The organism is Methylobacterium tarhaniae, assembly GCF_001043955.1.
GTDB classification, from domain to species: Bacteria; Pseudomonadota; Alphaproteobacteria; order Rhizobiales; family Beijerinckiaceae; genus Methylobacterium; species Methylobacterium tarhaniae.
The window spans coordinates 1-14,675 of the sequence record NZ_LABZ01000099.1 but is presented as its reverse complement, the minus strand read 5'-3'; the positions used below and the strand labels follow the sequence as shown (position 1 = coordinate 14,675).

11 protein-coding genes are annotated in these 14,675 nt (G+C 70.8%); 10 read left to right on the top strand and 1 reads right to left on the bottom strand.

Annotated features, from left to right (window positions below; genetic code table 11):
- The first annotated feature begins 282 nt into the window (after positions 1–282).
- The 10 genes from VQ03_RS33050 (at position 283) to VQ03_RS14420 (ending at position 10,750) form a co-directional block, all read left to right on the top strand.
- Positions 283–549: a hypothetical protein gene (locus VQ03_RS33050; protein ID WP_157064109.1), complete on the top strand. Its 267-nt coding sequence runs from the start codon at positions 283–285 to the stop codon at positions 547–549.
- Positions 550–672: 123 nt separating this feature from the next.
- Positions 673–1,122 carry an extracellular solute-binding protein gene (locus tag VQ03_RS14450; RefSeq protein ID WP_083467998.1) on the top strand — a complete coding sequence of 150 codons (450 nt, stop codon included), beginning with the start codon at positions 673–675 and terminating at the stop codon, positions 1,120–1,122.
- Positions 1,123–1,135: 13 nt separating this feature from the next.
- On the top strand, positions 1,136–1,996 hold the full coding sequence (locus VQ03_RS14445) for an ABC transporter permease (protein WP_048451588.1): 861 nt from the start codon (positions 1,136–1,138) through the stop codon (positions 1,994–1,996).
- Between the two features lie 8 nt (positions 1,997–2,004).
- The gene (locus VQ03_RS14440) at positions 2,005–2,556 is read left to right on the top strand and encodes an ABC transporter permease (RefSeq protein WP_053078587.1); all 552 of its coding nucleotides are present in this window, start codon (positions 2,005–2,007) and stop codon (positions 2,554–2,556) included.
- 14 nt (positions 2,557–2,570) lie between these two features.
- Positions 2,571–2,819: an ABC transporter permease gene (locus tag VQ03_RS31015; RefSeq protein WP_053078586.1), complete on the top strand. Its 249-nt coding sequence runs from the start codon at positions 2,571–2,573 to the stop codon at positions 2,817–2,819.
- A complete protein-coding gene (locus VQ03_RS14435) occupies positions 2,809–3,927 on the top strand; it encodes an ABC transporter ATP-binding protein (RefSeq protein ID WP_053078585.1) in 1,119 nt (372 codons plus the stop codon). The genes VQ03_RS31015 and VQ03_RS14435 overlap by 11 nt, the downstream gene beginning before the upstream one ends.
- Before the next feature lie 288 nt (positions 3,928–4,215).
- Positions 4,216–8,133: a Pls/PosA family non-ribosomal peptide synthetase gene (locus VQ03_RS14430; protein WP_245292085.1), complete on the top strand. Its 3,918-nt coding sequence runs from the start codon at positions 4,216–4,218 to the stop codon at positions 8,131–8,133.
- Positions 8,130–9,341, top strand: coding sequence for a carbohydrate porin (locus tag VQ03_RS35050; protein WP_280948492.1), 1,212 nt, complete (start codon positions 8,130–8,132; stop codon positions 9,339–9,341). Before VQ03_RS14430 ends, VQ03_RS35050 begins: the two co-directional genes overlap by 4 nt.
- A complete protein-coding gene (locus VQ03_RS35045) occupies positions 9,269–9,607 on the top strand; it encodes a carbohydrate porin (RefSeq protein WP_053078583.1) in 339 nt (112 codons plus the stop codon). Before VQ03_RS35050 ends, VQ03_RS35045 begins: the two co-directional genes overlap by 73 nt.
- Positions 9,608–9,955: 348 nt before the next feature.
- Complete coding sequence (locus tag VQ03_RS14420; protein ID WP_048451586.1) at positions 9,956–10,750, top strand: bestrophin-like domain; 795 nt, start codon at positions 9,956–9,958, stop codon at positions 10,748–10,750.
- Between the two features lie 94 nt (positions 10,751–10,844).
- Here the strand turns inward: VQ03_RS14420 and VQ03_RS35040 are convergent.
- Positions 10,845–14,675, bottom strand: a 3,831-nt coding sequence (locus VQ03_RS35040; protein WP_048451585.1) for an autotransporter outer membrane beta-barrel domain-containing protein, incomplete at its 5' end; no start/stop codon positions are given.

Here is a 14,675-nt window from a genome sequence, read left to right as displayed (position 1 = left end):
ACAGCATTATCCTGGGTGGGAGCGGGCAGGCCTGAACCAGTGAGGCATGTGCCCGATCCCTGGCACGAAGAGCGAAGCGTAGCTAATCAATCCCGAAGCGGGAGAAAAAGCAATTGATATTATACATTCACACGTAATCATAGCAAGTGCTCCGTAGATAGCGGGCCGCAAAGGCGGCAGATCGCGCTACGCCTCTAAATGAGTATGCTTGGCGAGTGCGCCACCTCCAAAGGAATACTGCGCGTCGAACTGCCGGGCCCGGTGCCGCAATTCGGTTAGGCGATGAAGGCGGATCAGGCGATCCGCCAAGCCGAACGGGTGCGGGCTGCATTCAAGGGCCGAGGGGTTGCAGGGCGGGATCGCCATCTTGGAGGCGTGTTTTTCAAGGTTTTTTACTGCGGGATCTCTGATCCTAATCTGATGTTGGCGCGCCAGTTTCTCTCGATCGGCATTCTGGTATCCGGAGCATTCTCGCCCCCCGAATGCACCGTCAAGCTTGGCTGCAGCGCGGTCATTTTTCGGAGTAATTCCAAATATTCAAACCCTTGAAAGACCTGACACCGAGACCACCGCCGCCGAGTTCTGCAAGACGCCGGCCGCATATCCGGTCTGGGCTGTTCGCCAGGCCTATGATGGGCGGTCCCTCGGGCCCCAGGCGCAGAGCCGCGATACGTGCCCAAGCCCTCCGCAAGCACGCCCTTGAGCGGTTCCGGCGCCCAGGCCGAGCAGCTGCTGCGCACGGAGGAGGCGTGGATCACGCCGTTGTGGAACGGCCGCGTCTACACCCTGCAGGAGCAGAGCGTGCCGGTGGATTTCGTGGCGCCGGCCGAGGGCATGTTCGTCCGCTCCGATCCGTTCTGCATTCCCCGCGGTGCGCGCAACCCGGCGCTGGCGAAGAAGTGCATCAACTACATCTGCGGCGCCCCGCGCCAGAGCGGTCTCGCCCAGGCCCTGTTCTACGCGAGCCCGAGCCGCCAAGTGACGTACACGCCCGAGACCGCCAGGAAGGTCGTCGTCGCGAACCAGGCGGACTTCAAGCGCGCGGTGCCCGAGGACTACAATCTGATCCTCGACCAGACCGGTGCCTGGCGCCGGCGCTGGAACGCCTGGAAGGTCGCGTGAGCGGAGCCGGGTGATGGCAGGCGCAACCCTAGCGGAGGAGCGGTCGCGTCGACCCTGGCTCCTCCTCGCTCCATCGGCTTTGCTCTACGCCGCCTTCCTGCTCGTGCCGCTCGCGCTGCTCGTCGTCGCCAGCGTCACGCCCGCCGAGGGGCCGGGTAGGCTCCAGGCCGCGACCGGCGAGTACTACGCCGCCTTCGCGACGGACGGGATCACGCTGACGATCCTGCTCCACACCCTGCGGCTCGCATCGCTCGTCACGCTGTCGTGCCTGGTGCTCGGCTACCCGCTGGCGCTGTTCATGCGCCGCGCCGGGCCGAAGACCCGGCTGGCGATCATGCTGGTGGTGGTCTCGCCGCTCCTGAGCAGCGTCATCGTCCGCAACGTGGCGTGGCTGCTGGTGCTCGGCCGCGAAGGCATCATCAATACCGGCCTCCAGGCTTTGGGCCTCATCGATGCGCCGCTGCCGCTCCTCTACAACACGTTCGGCGTGGTCGTCGGCGTCACGCACGTCTACCTGTCGTTCCTCGTGCTGCCGCTCTTCGCCAGCCTGACGACCATCAACCCGGCCGCCGAGGAGAGCGCGGCCATCCTCGGGGCGTCGCCGTTGCGCACATTCCTTTACGTAACCCTGTCCCTGAGCCCGCCCGGGGCGGTCGCCGGGGCGACGCTCGTCTTCGTGCTGACGATGGGCGTCTACCTGACGCCGGTGATCATGGGGGAAAGCTTCGTGACGACGCTGCCCATGGTGATAACCGACTTGGTGCGCAACCAGTTCGAGTGGTCGCGGGCCTCGGCCTTCGCGATCGTGCTGCTGCTCGTCGTCGGCGGGGTGATGGCGGCCTCGGGCTGGGCCGAGCGGCGCCTGACAACCTAGAGCAGCCGATGACGACGCGGACCGCCCCTACCCTCGGGGCGAGGCTGCTCGCGGCGGCCGCCTGCCTCGTCCTCGCCTTCCTGCTCGCGCCGCAGGTCGTGCTCCTGGTGCAGTCGTTCACCACGGAGACCTACCTGTCGTTCCCGCCCCGCAGCTTCGGGCTGCGCTGGTACGCCTTCGTGGCGCAGGACGAGACGTGGCGGCGCGCCATCGTGACGAGCCTGATCGTCGCCGGCCTCTCGACGCCGCTGGCCCTCCTCGTCGGCACCGCCGCGGCGCTGGGCCTGGATCGCGGGCCGCGCCGGGGCAAGGCCCTGCTCCGGGGCGTGCTGATCTCCCCGATGGTGCTGCCCCACGTGGTGCTGGGCCTCTCGCTCTACCGAGTCTTCCTGTCGCTCGCCCTCGACGACACGCTCGCCGGCTTCGTCGCCGCCCACCTGCTCCAGTCGGTGCCCTACGTCGTCGTCACGGTGGGGGCGAGCCTCCAGACCTTCAACATCGCCCAGGAGGAAGCGGCCCGCAGCCTCGGGCCTCCCCGGCGCGGGCCTTCCGGGAGGTGACGCTGCCGGCGATCATGCCCGGCCTTCTCGGCGGCGCCGTCTTCGCGTTCGTGACCTCGTTCGACGAGTTCATCGTCACGTACTTCCTCGCGAGCCGCCAGACCACGATCCCGATCCAGATCTTCGGGAGCCTGTCCTACCAGATCGAACCATCGATCGCCGCCATGTCCGGATACACGATGCTGGTCACGGCGGCACTCAGCGCCGTCCTCGTCATCAAGGGGCATTTCGGCGACAAGAACGGGGTGAGCCATGGGCACTGAGACGCCGGCCGTCAATGCTGCGGGCATCAACAAGCATTTCGGCGCCTTCCATGCCGTGCGCGATCTCGACTTCCAGGTGCGCAAGGGCGAGATCGTGTCCCTGCTGGGCCCGTCCGGCTGCGGCAAGACGACGATGCTGCGCATGCTGGCAGGCTTCGTCACCCCGACCTCGGGCACCATCGCGATCGCCGGCAAGGTGGTGAACGGCGTGCCGCCGCATCGGCGGCATGTCGGAATGATGTTCCAGAGCTACGCCCTGTTTCCCCATATGAGCGTGGGCGAGAACGTGGCCTTCGGCCTGCGGATGCGCTCGGTGCCCAAGGCCGAGATCAAGCTCCGCGTCGAGGAGGCGCTCCGGGCGGTTCGCCTCGCCGACCGGATCGACTCCTATCCCCGGCAGCTGTCCGGCGGCCAGCAGCAGCGCGTCGCCCTGGCGCGCGCCCTCGTCATCAAGCCGGACGTGCTGCTCCTCGACGAACCGTTCGGCGCCCTCGACCGCGAGTTGCGGCAGCACCTGCAAGCCGAGATGAAGCGGCTTCAGCGTCAGCTCGGCATCTCGACCCTGCTCGTGACCCACGACCAGGAGGAGGTCCTGCTCCTGTCCGACCGGATCGCCGTGATGCACAAGGGACGGATGGACCAGATCGCGGCACCGGAGGAGATCTTCGAGCGGCCGGCCACGCGCTTCGTCGCCGAGTTCATGGGCGGCACCAACATCTTCGAGGGGCGCGTCGAGCAGCAGGGCGGCACCGGCCTGTTCCGGATCGCCGGAAGCGGCGACGCCATCGGCCTCCTCGCCTGCGGACCGTTCTCGCAGGCCGCCGGCGCCCCGGTCATGATCCGGCCCGAGCGCGTGACGCTCGTCGCGAACCGGGATCGGGGGACGCCGCCGGCGGCCGCAATCATGAGCGGACGCGTGACGGAGATGAACTATCTCGGCAGCAGCACGGAGTACCGCGTCGCGCTCGACGGTGACGACGAGGTCGAGATCGTGTCGCGGATCCCGGGCCTCCAGGCATCGGGCGAGCGGCCGCGCCTCGACGAGCCGGTCTTCGTCTGCTTCGACTCCGCTGCGGTCCACAGCCTGCCGGTATCGAGCCAGCTCTGAGCAGGGCGTGCCCCGCCCTGGAGTATGGCTCCGAGCCGACGTGATCCTGATCCGGTTCGTGGTCCGGGGCCCGGCGGGCTCGGGCGGGAGGGTGAACGAAATCTGTTGGCACAGAGCAGCCGCGTCATCTGCTAGCACTTTCTCAACGGGTGGACGGCCAAAGCTCCTCGGGTAAATGGTCGTTGAGGGGCTGCCTCCGTGAATATGCGTCCCGCTCTCGTTTATCGGAGCATCCTTCGAGGCCAAAAGGATCCCGCACTTCGGCGCGACGAATTGCTGCCGGAGATCGTGTCGCACTCGGCCGCGGCGCGGCCGGACCATGTTGCGGTCGTCTTCGGCGAGAGCCGGCTCACCTATGCCGAGCTGGAGGCGGCGGCCGACCGGATCGCCCGGGCCCTGCGGGCGCGGGGCGCCGGCCCGGGCCGGTTCGTCGGCCTGTGGATGACCCGCTCGCTCGACCTGCACGTGGCGCTGCTCGGCATTCTCAAGAGCGGCGCCGCCTACATCCCGTTCGACGCCGAGGCGCCGCCCGAGCGGGTCGGCGAGTGCCTGGATGATTGCGCATCGGACCTCGTGGTGACCGACGCCGTCACGGCTTCCCGGCTCGACGCCGCCCTGGCGGGCCGGTCGGTCCCGTTCGCGGCCCTCGCGGCCGAGGAAGGCCCGGCGATCGACCTGCGCCGGGAGGGCGTGACGCCGGCCCATCCGGCCTACGCGATCTATACCTCGGGCTCGACGGGCAAGCCCAAGGGCATCGTCATCAGCCACGCCAATATCTGCCACTACCTGCGCGCCGGCAACGCCGTCTACGGGATGACCGGCGACGACGTGTGCTTCCAGGGCGCCTCGGTCGCCTTCGACCTGTCGCTGGAAGAGATCTTCATCCCCTATCTCGCCGGCGCGACCCTGTGGGTCGCCTCGCCCGCCACGCTCAGCGAGGTCGACGCGCTGCCTCGGGTCATGCGGACGGCGGGGATCACCGTCCTCGACACCGTCCCGACGCTGCTGGCGATGATGCCGGAGGACGTGCCCTCGCTGCGGATCATCATCCTCGGCGGCGAGGCCTGCCCGCCCTCGGTGCGGCAGCGCTGGTGCCGGCCCGGGCGCACCGTGTTCAACAGCTACGGCCCCACCGAGGCGACCGTGGTGGCCACGATCGACACGGTGACGCCCGACGCGCCCGTGACCATCGGCGGCCCGATCCCGAACTACAGCTGCTACGTCGTCGACGAGCGGCTGGACCTCGTCGCCCCGGGCGAGGAAGGCGAGCTGCTGATCGGCGGCCCCGGCATCGCCGCCGGCTATCTCAACCGGCCCGACCTCACGGCCGAGAAGTTCATCGCCAACCCGTTCGGCTCGGACGGCGGCGATCCGGTCCTGTACCGGTCGGGCGACGCCGTCAGCATCGACCCGGACGGACGGCTGCTGTTCCACGGCCGCATCGACGACCAGGTCAAGCTGCGCGGCTTCCGCATCGAGCTCGGCGAGATCGAGGCGCGGCTGTCCGGACTGCCCGGGGTCTCCGGCGCGGCGGTGGTCCTGCGCCAGGATCACGGGATCGACCGGCTCGTCGCCTTCGTGGTGCCGGAGGCGGGCATTGCCCTCGACCCGGCGGCCTTGCGCGCAGCGCTCAAGGCGCAGCTGCCGCCCTACATGGTGCCGGCGCATCTCGAGGCGGTCGACGCCTTGCCGCGGCTCGTCTCGGGCAAGACCGACCGCAAGGCCCTGCGAGCGCTCCCCCTCGCGGCCGGATCCGAGACCGAGAGCCAGGAGGAGCCGGGCAGCGCCACCGAGGCGGCGCTCCTCGCGGCGGCCCGGCCGCTCTTCCCGGGGCAGACCCTCGCCTTCGAGGCCGATTTCTTCAACGATCTCGGCGGCCACTCGCTGCTGGCGGCGCGCTTCCTCGCCGCGGTGCGCGAGACCCCGCATCTCGCAAGCCTCACCCTGGAGGACGTCTACGGCCTGCGCTCCCTGCGGGCCATCGCCGCCCGCCTCGACGAGCGGGCCGCCGCCTCGGGCGGCGCGGCCGCCGCCGACCTGTCCTTCGCGCCGCCGCCCCGGATGCGGCGGATCCTGTGCGGCCTCGCCCAGGCGGCGTGCCTGCCGTTCCTGCTGCTCGGCCGCCTGGGGCCGTGGCTGACGATCTTCATCGCCTACGAGCTGATCACCACCGACGAGGTCATCAGCCCCGCCGAGGTGTCGATGCTGCTCGGCGTCTACGCGGCGGTGACCTTCGCGGTGACCGCGGCGGCGATCCTCGCCAAGCGCGCCGTGCTGTGGCGGACGGTGCCCGGGCGCTACCCGCTCTGGGGCGCCTACTTCTTCCGCTGGTGGCTCGCCAAGCAATGCGTCAGCCTCACCCATCTCGATCGGATGCAGGGCACGCCGCTCGCCGCCTTCACCCTGCGGCTCCTCGGAGCACGCATCGGGCGCCGCAGCATCGTCAGCGGGCTCGAGGCCGGGGCGATCGACCTCGTCTCCGTGGGCGACGACGTGACGCTCGGGGGGAAGCTCCGCATCGCCAATGCCGAGGTGGTCGGCAACGAGCTGGTCATCGGCCCGGTCGCGATCGGATCCTCGGCCTCCATCGGCACGTCCTGCGTCATCGGGCACGACGCGACGATCGGCGAGGGAGCGGAACTCGCCGACCTGACGGCGATCCTGCCGGGCACCCGCGTGGCCGCGTGGACGCACTGGGACGGCGCGCCCGGTCGCGCGGTCGGCACGGTCGATCCCGGCGCCTGGCCGGCCCCCGCGCCGGAACCGGCGCCGGCGGTGCAGGCTCTCCGCATCGCCTACTACACCGTCATGATCCTGCTGATGCCGGCGCTGGCGTTGCTGCCGATCTTCCCGGCCTTCTACCTGTTCGACCGCTACGACACCGTGATCCAGGCCCTGGTCGGCCTCGACTACCACTGGTACCTGCCGGTCCTGACCTGGCCGACCGCGATGCTCCTGGTGCTCGGCACCGCGCTCCTGGTGACGGCGATCCGCTGGTGCGTGCTGCCGCCGGTGAAGGAAGGGACCTACTCGATCCATTCCGGGCTCTACCTGCGCAAATGGACCGTGGGTCTCGCCTGCGACGTGATGCTCGACACGCTGAGCTCGCTGTTCTCCACCGTCTACATGCGCCGCTGGTACCAGCTGATGGGAGCCCGGATCGGCCGCGACACCGAGGTCGCGACCAATTTCTCCAGCCGCTTCGACGCGATCGAGATCGGCGACCAGTGCTTCGTCGCCGACGAGGTGGTGGTCGGCGACGAGGACATCCGCCGCGGCTGGATGACGGTCCGCAAGGTCCGCGTCGGGTCGAAGGTCTTCCTCGGCAACGACTCGGTGCTGCCGCCCGGCTCCGACATCCCGGATGGCTGCCTGATCGGCATCAAGTCGAAGCCCCCGGCCGACGCCGCCCTCACGCCCGGCGAGATCCGGTTCGGCAGCCCGCCGCTGCGCCTGCCGCTGCGCCAGCGTTTCGACGACGCCGCCACCGCCATGACCTTCCGGCCGTCCGCCGGGCGCCGGTGGCTGCGGGCCGTGTTCGAGCTGTTCAGCGCCTCGATGCCCACGATGATGTTCATCACGCTGGGCACCTTCGCGGCGGAATACGTGCTGTTCCCGGCCCTGGAGCACCAGAGCACGGGCGTCTTCCTCGCCCTCCTCGTCGCCACCGCCACCGGCTGCGCGCTGATCCTGGCCAGCATCGTGCTCGCGCTGAAATGGCTGGTGATGGGCGTGTACCGGCCCGGCAACCACGGCCTGTGGTCCTGGTGGGCCCTGCGCACCGAGGCGATGACCACGCTCTACTGGGGCACCGCCGGGGCGGTCCTGCTCGACACCTTGCGCGGCACGCCGTTCCTGCCGGCCGGCCTGCGCCTGTTCGGGGCCAAGGTCGGCACCGGCGTCTTCCTCGACAGCACCGACCTCACCGAGTTCGACTGCGTGCGGATCGGCGACCACGCGGCCGTGAACGCCACCGCCAACCTGCAGACCCACCTGTTCGAGGACCGGGTGATGAAGGTCGGATCGATCGAACTCGGACGGGGCGTGAGTGTCGGCGCGCTGACGACGGTCCTGTACGACACGCGGATCGGAGACTTCGCCCGGCTCGGACCGCTCACCATCGTGATGAAGGGCGAGGCGATTCCCGCTAACACCGAATGGGCCGGGGCCCCCGCCCGCCCGATGGTGCGGGGACGGGCGGCGTGACGGCACCGGCCTGCCGGACCGCCCTTCCCTTCCGTCCCGGTCGCGCGATGCGCGGCCGGGCCCGTCTCCGCGCCGTGCTGCCCGTCGCCTGCCTCGCCCTCGGCCCGGCACCGGGGCTGGCTCAGATCGTCCCGCCTGCGGGTGATCCGCCCGGTGCGTCGAAGGATCCTGCCGCTCCGCGGACCGCCCGGAGCGGAGAGGACCCGGAGCGCCACGGTCCGCTGGCGGCCTGGGCGACGGAAACGGCCGCGCGGGGCCTGACCTTCGACATCACCGCCTACAGCTTCTTCTCCGCCAACCCGACCCTCGGCCTGCGCCCCGGCCGGCACGCGCATGCCGGCTACCTGGTTCTGAGCATGAGCGCCGACCTGGAGCGGCTCGCCGGCATCGCCGGGGGCACGATCAGCGTCACGCAGAGCGTGTTCGGGCTGGTGCGCAACCTGCACATGGCCGACGCCATCGGCGACAGCGTGGCCGGCTACCAGCCGGCCTACAACCCGTTCCCGACGCGCCTGTCGCTGCTCACCTACCAGCAGCGCCTCCTCGACGACCGCCTGGTCGTCGAGATCGGCCGCACGCATCCGGACCGCACCTACGCCCTGCCGCCCTGCGGCACGACCGCCACCTGCTACCAGAGCCTGCTCGCCCTCAATGCGGGCTGGACATCGAGCCTCTACGGGGTCTGGGGCGCCAATGCCGCCTACAGGCCGACGCCGTCGGCCTATGTCCAGGCCGGGATCTTCAGCGTCAATCCGGACACCAACCGGCTCAGCGGCACCGAATGGGGCACCGAGCGGATCGCCGGCGCGACCGTCATGACGGAGTTCGGGGTCCGGACGGATTACGCGTCCAGCCGCTTTCCCGGCCGGGTCTCGCTCACCGGCTTCGTCAACACCGCCGATCACGACGACAGCGTCCGGGCGATCGCCGGCCTGGCGGAGGGCCTCGGCCCGGCCGGGGCGGCGTTCCGGCGGTCGGGGACGTCGGGCCTGGTGCTGACGGCGAGCCGGACGGTGTGGCGGGCCGATGGCGGCGCGGACGCGCAGGCCCGCAACCCGACCGCCCTCACGCTCTATGCGAGCACCGGGCTGCCCTCGACACGACGGTTCCGGTCCGCTTCCACGGCTTTGCGGGAATGCTGCTCTCGGGACCCGACCGGGATCGCCCCGACGACACCTACGGGTTCCGGCTGGGATGGCAGCGCCTGAACTCGGCCTTCGCGGCGTTCCTGGGCGAGGCCAACCGCGTCTCGGGCGGGAACGGGCTGGCCTATCCCCGCGACAAGCTCGTCGTCGAGGCCAATGCCCGGTTCGAGCTGGGCCAGGGCGTCGGGTTCGAACCGGTGGTCCAGTACCTCGTCAACGCCGACTCGTTCTACGAGCCCTACAGCGCCCGCCGGGCGCGGGACGGGGTGTTCGTGGGCGCCTCGCTGGTCGTGCCGCTCGGCACCATCCTGGGCCTGGCGGCCGAGTAGAGCCGGCTGCGGCGTGCCATCGCGCGTCGCCGGCCCCGGACCATCGACCAGGACGTCCTCACATCGCGATCGGAGTCTGGTTGTGAGACCTCCTTGGCGTGGGCCACGACCAGACAGCTGGACGCATCGATCGCGGTCTGCGACGGATCTCCGGCGGGGGAAACGTGCTCATTCGCCGTCCTGCGGTCGAGGACATCTGTCTGAACGCCGATGCCGGCGGGATCGACGGCGTCAGGTTCATCGATCGCGCTCTCCGGGGCGCACGACGCGGTTCCGACCCTGCGATTCACCGATCCGGAGGGTTTGGCTGGCTAACGTCCGCGGCACGAACGCGTCTCGGGTGCTCCCATGATCCTCGGTTTCTGGCTCGACCTGCCGGTCTGGCTGGTCTTCTCCCTGCTGGCGGCCTACGTCTTCGGGGTCTGCGCGGTCATCAGCCTCGTGACGAACCTGCCCTGGACCCGGCCCTGGATCGGCAGGATCAGCATCGGGATCGCGCCGACCTATATCGGCGTGCTCGCCGTGCTGCTCGCGCTGCTGACCGGGTTCGTCGCCAACGACGCCTGGGAGCGCCAGCGCGCCGCGTCCCGCGTGGTCCAGGCCGAGCGCGCCCATGCCCTGGCCGTCTACGATCTCAGCCATGCCGCGGCGCCGGACATGAGCGACCTGCGCAAGGCGCTCGCCGGCTACCTGGACGCGGTGATCGACGCCGAATGGCCGGCCATGGCCGAGACCGGCCGCGGCGTTCCGCAGGCCGGCGAGGCCCTGGCCCGCCTCCTCCAGGCGGCGGCCGACCCGCGGACCGGCGCGGAAGCCGGCCAGCCCGCGCAATCGGCGCTCCTGGCCGCGGTGATGGGGCTGCGCTCGGCCCGCGGCGAGCGCCTCGCGCTCGTCGCGTCGGAGCAGGACGAGACGAAGTGGCTGACCTTGCTGGTGCTGGCCGGCTTGACGATGGTCTCGATCGGCCTCGTGCACTGGGAGCGGCCCGCTGCCCAGATCGTCACGCTGTTCCTCTTCGCCGCCGCCATGGTCACGACGCTCGGCGTGATCGCCCTGCACGAGAGACCCTTCGACGGACCGATGGCCCTGAAGCCGGAATCCCTGAGGGTGGCGCGCAGCATCGTGGTGGCGGGCACGCGCTGACCGCGGATCGTCTCCGCTCGTCCCTCCTGGGTCCGGGAGCCGCCCCCCGCCCGCCCGACCGGCGGTTCGTGGGGGCAATCGCCCCCACGCTCCTTCAGAACCGCACCTGCATCCGGGCGGTGCCGGTCTGCGACAGGTAGCGGTCGCCGACATTGGCCTGGTACTCGCCGGTCAGCTCGATGCCGTTGCCGAGCCCGATCTGGAATCCCACCCCGGCCTCGCCCAGCCGGTCCGGGATCCGGGACGACGTGACGAAGGCCGCCTGGGGACCATCGCCCCGGAAGCTGGCCAATCCGATGAAGCGGTTGTCCGACAGCAGCATCACCCCGAGCGTGGCGTAGGGGCGGATCCAGCGGCCGGCCTCGAGATCGATGCGCCCGCCGATCTCGACATTCGGGCTGAAGGCCACGAGCGCCTTGTCGAGGCTGCGGACGTCGAGGTTGAAGGCCGACGCCCCGATCTCGGAATAGGCCGGGCTGTGCGCGTAGAGCACGTCGAGGTCGGCATAGGGTTTGACGTACCAGCCGTCGAACAGGAACTGGTAGCTGCCCCGCAGGCGGCCGCCGGCGGTCAGGACTTCGGACTTGCTGCGGGCGAGCCAGGTATCGCCACCGATGCCGATCGCCCGCACGTTGCTCTGCCAGGAATAGCCGAGATTGGCCGAAGCGGCGAGGAGCCAGGGGCCGGCCTGGTGCTTGAGCGCCAGCGAGAAGTCCCCGGCATCGCCGACATTGCCGGTGATGCGGTCGGACCCGCTCTGGCCGGCGCGGGTATAGGCGCCGGAGAGGCCGAAGAACCAGTCCGGGCTGAACTCGGTCTGGAGACCGGCCTGGTAGCTCAGGGCGGTCTGGCGGTAGCCGCTGTCGTCGGCCGACGAGAACAGGCTGGTGCGGGTCCCGGTGATCCGGCCCCACACGCATTCGCCCTCGCGCAGCAGCGTGCCGGTGCCGACGAAGGCCGGGCAGCTCATCGCCCGCTTCAGCCCGGCGCGCGCGTCGAGCGTGCGGTCGGTCAGCACGTACTGGTTCGCTTCCGGTGTGATCTCGTCGAGGGCGTCGGCGTAGCTCGCGGTGCTGCCGACCTTCAGGAACTGGGCGAACCGTCCCTGGGCCCCGGCCGCGCTGACCGCCCAGTCGCTCTGGAGCGACTGCGCGACCGCCCGCTGGTCGGCCGTCAAGACCATGTTCCGGGGCGCGGTGAAGTTGGCCTGCGGGCTTAAGGAGAGGCTGTTGCCGGCCTGCACGATCGCCCAGCTGATCGGGATCGACCCGGGCTGGATCACCGTGCCGGGGGCCGTGGCACTGGTCTCGCCGAGGTGCCCCGCCGTCAGGAAGGTGTACTGGCCCGGCAGGAGCCCGCCGATCACGTTCGGCTGGACCGTGCCGCCGAGCGCGGCGGTGCCGCTGACGACGAGCAGGTCGCTGCGCAGGGCCCCGTCCCGCGCGCCCGGGGCGACGTCCACCAGGAGGCGGCCGCCGTCGAGCTGCCGGAAGTTGCCGGTGATCGTGGTGCGGGCGACCGTGCCGACGCCACCGATGTCGAGGATGGCCTGATTGAGCACCAGGCCGTTCGCCCCGACATTGACGATGCCGTCCTGGCGCGTGCGGAGGATGGCGCCGTGCCAGTCGCTCGCCCCGTTCTCGATCCGGTCGCTCTTGAGCGCGCTGCTCCCCTGAAGGTCGATGTCCCCCAGGACCGTGCCCCGGTTGACGAGGCGGTCGTCGGCGAAGGAGCCGACGATCGCCCGGCCCGAGGCCGCGCCGACCACCGCCCGCTCGTCGAGGGTGATCGTGTTGCCGCCGCCGCCATCGATGCGGATCGCCGCCCCGCTGCCGCTGCCGCCGGTGACGAGGCCCTTCGCCGTGACGGTGATCGCTCCGCCCGGCCGGCGGGTGGGATCCAGGCTGCCGTCGCTGCGCTGGACGCCGCTCTGCGCGAAGATCGCGTAGGAATCCTTACCCAGGGCCTCGATCGCGCCGGTCGCCGTGATGGCGATGCTCCCGCCCTTGCCCTCCGAGCGGGTCCGGCCCTTCGGCGGCTCCGGCGCCGCCGAGGTCAGGCCGGAGAGATCGACGACGAGCCCGCCGCCGCCGCCGAGGCTCTGCGCGTAGAGGCCATGCGCCTGCTCGCCGGTGGTGCGGATCGCGGCGCCCTGCTCCACGGTGGCGGTGATCGCGCCGCCCATGCCGCTCGATCCCTCCCGCAACAGGAACGGAACCGTGTAGCCCATCACCTGGTGGGCGCCGGCATAGCCGCCGCCGCCGCCGATCGATTGCAGCATCACCGCCGTCGCGACATCGCCGGAGGTCGTCACCCGCGCGCCCTGCTTCAGGGTCGCCGTGACCGCGCCGCCATTGCCGGAGGTGCCGCCCGCGCCGCCGAAGCCGAACGTGTACTTGGACCCGCCGGAGCTCGCCGCGGCATCCGCGGTCCCGCCGCCGCCGCCGATGCTCTGCGCGAACAGGCCGAGGGCGCCGAAGCCGGTCGTGGTGACGTTGCCGCCCTGCGTCACCGTCACGGCCCCGCCCTGGCCGGAGGCGCCGCCGGAGCCGCCGAGCGTGACGCCGTAGGACTTGTTGGGCGCGGACCCGCTCGCCTCCGGCTCCGCGAGCTTCTCGATGCCGAGCGCCGACATCAGCGCCGTCACCAGGGTCGCGGAATCGGAGGTCTCTCCGGCCCCCGTCTTGCCGTCACCCTTGCCGTCACCCTTGCCGTCGCCCCCGCTCGCCGCAGCCGCCTTCGCGACCGGGGTCGAGAAGGCGCCGCCGCCGCCGCCGACGCTCTGGGCGACGATGGCATGGGCGGCGACCCCGGCGGTCGCGATCCTGCCGGTATTCTCGACCTTGACGTCGCCGCCGTCGCCGCCGGAGCCGCCATTGCCGCCGACGGTGAGGGTGTAGCTGCGCACCTCGTCCTTGCCGTCGCCTTTGGAGTCACCCTTGCCGTCGCCGCCGGGCTTGGCAGCGGTCTTGGCGCCCCCGGCCAGGGTCGCGGCGACCCCGCGGCCGCCGCCGCCGCCGACGCTCTGGGCCGAGAGGCCGTAGGACATGTCGTCCGCCGTCACGACGGTGCCGCTGTTCTCGACCACGACCGCGCCGCCGACATTGCCCGAGCCGCCCTTGCCCCCGACCAGGCCGGAGAGGTTGGTCGTGTTGCCGGCCGCCGCGAAGGCGAGGCCGCCCTGGCCGCCGCCGCCGCCGACGCTCTGGGCGTCGACCCCGTGGGACAGGATCCCGTGCGTCACGACGGTCCCGGCATTGGTGACCTTGACCGAGCCGCCGACACCGCTCGCGCCGCCATCGCCGCCGATGCTCAGGGTCGCGGCGACGTCGGGCAGCTTCACGCTGCCCTCCTTCTGCCCCTTGAGGTAGTCCGATGCGCTCTTGCTGTAGGATTGCAGCGCCTTGCCGAAATCGGAATTCTTGATCTTGCCGGCGAGGCTCTTGTAGGTGTCGCTTTCCTTGATGTCCTTGAGGAACTGATCGAGGGCTTCCTTGTCGTCCTTGTTCTTCTTGTCCTTCGCCCAATCCTCGTAGGCGGCGACGCCGATCGACTGCTTGATCTGGGCCCAGATTGCTCCCACGGCGTCGGGGGTGGAGTCCTTGCGGGCCGAAACGCTGCCGGCGCTGCCGCCGCCGCCGCCGATGCTGCGGGCCACGATGCCGTGCGCGCCGTCGCCGGACGTCTCGATCCGGCTACCCGCCAGGGTCTCGACCGAGACCGCACCACCGCCGTTGCCGACGCCGCCGAAGCCGCCGAGCGTGAGCTTCAGGTCGAGCTTGCCCTTGGCGGCGCCCTGCACCTCGCCGCCGGTGCCGCCGCCGCCGCCGACGCTCTGGGCCACGATCCCGGCAGCGGAGGTGCCGGCGGTGCGGATCTCGCCCCCGTTCGTCACCGAGACGTCGCCGCCCGCTCCGCCCCGGCC

Bases quoted from the DNA above. Each gene is read 5' to 3' on its own strand.
- VQ03_RS14420 (WP_048451586.1), top strand. From the start codon at position 9,956: ATGATCCTCGGTTTCTGGCTCGACCTGCCGGTCTGGCTGGTCTTCTCC.
- VQ03_RS14445 (WP_048451588.1), top strand. From the start codon at position 1,136: ATGGCAGGCGCAACCCTAGCGGAGGAGCGGTCGCGTCGACCCTGGCTC.
- VQ03_RS35045 (WP_053078583.1), top strand. From the start codon at position 9,269: ATGCTGCTCTCGGGACCCGACCGGGATCGCCCCGACGACACCTACGGG.
- VQ03_RS33050 (WP_157064109.1), top strand. From the start codon at position 283: ATGAAGGCGGATCAGGCGATCCGCCAAGCCGAACGGGTGCGGGCTGCA.
- VQ03_RS14435 (WP_053078585.1), top strand. From the start codon at position 2,809: ATGGGCACTGAGACGCCGGCCGTCAATGCTGCGGGCATCAACAAGCAT.
- VQ03_RS14440 (WP_053078587.1), top strand. From the start codon at position 2,005: ATGACGACGCGGACCGCCCCTACCCTCGGGGCGAGGCTGCTCGCGGCG.
- VQ03_RS31015 (WP_053078586.1), top strand. From the start codon at position 2,571: ATGCCCGGCCTTCTCGGCGGCGCCGTCTTCGCGTTCGTGACCTCGTTC.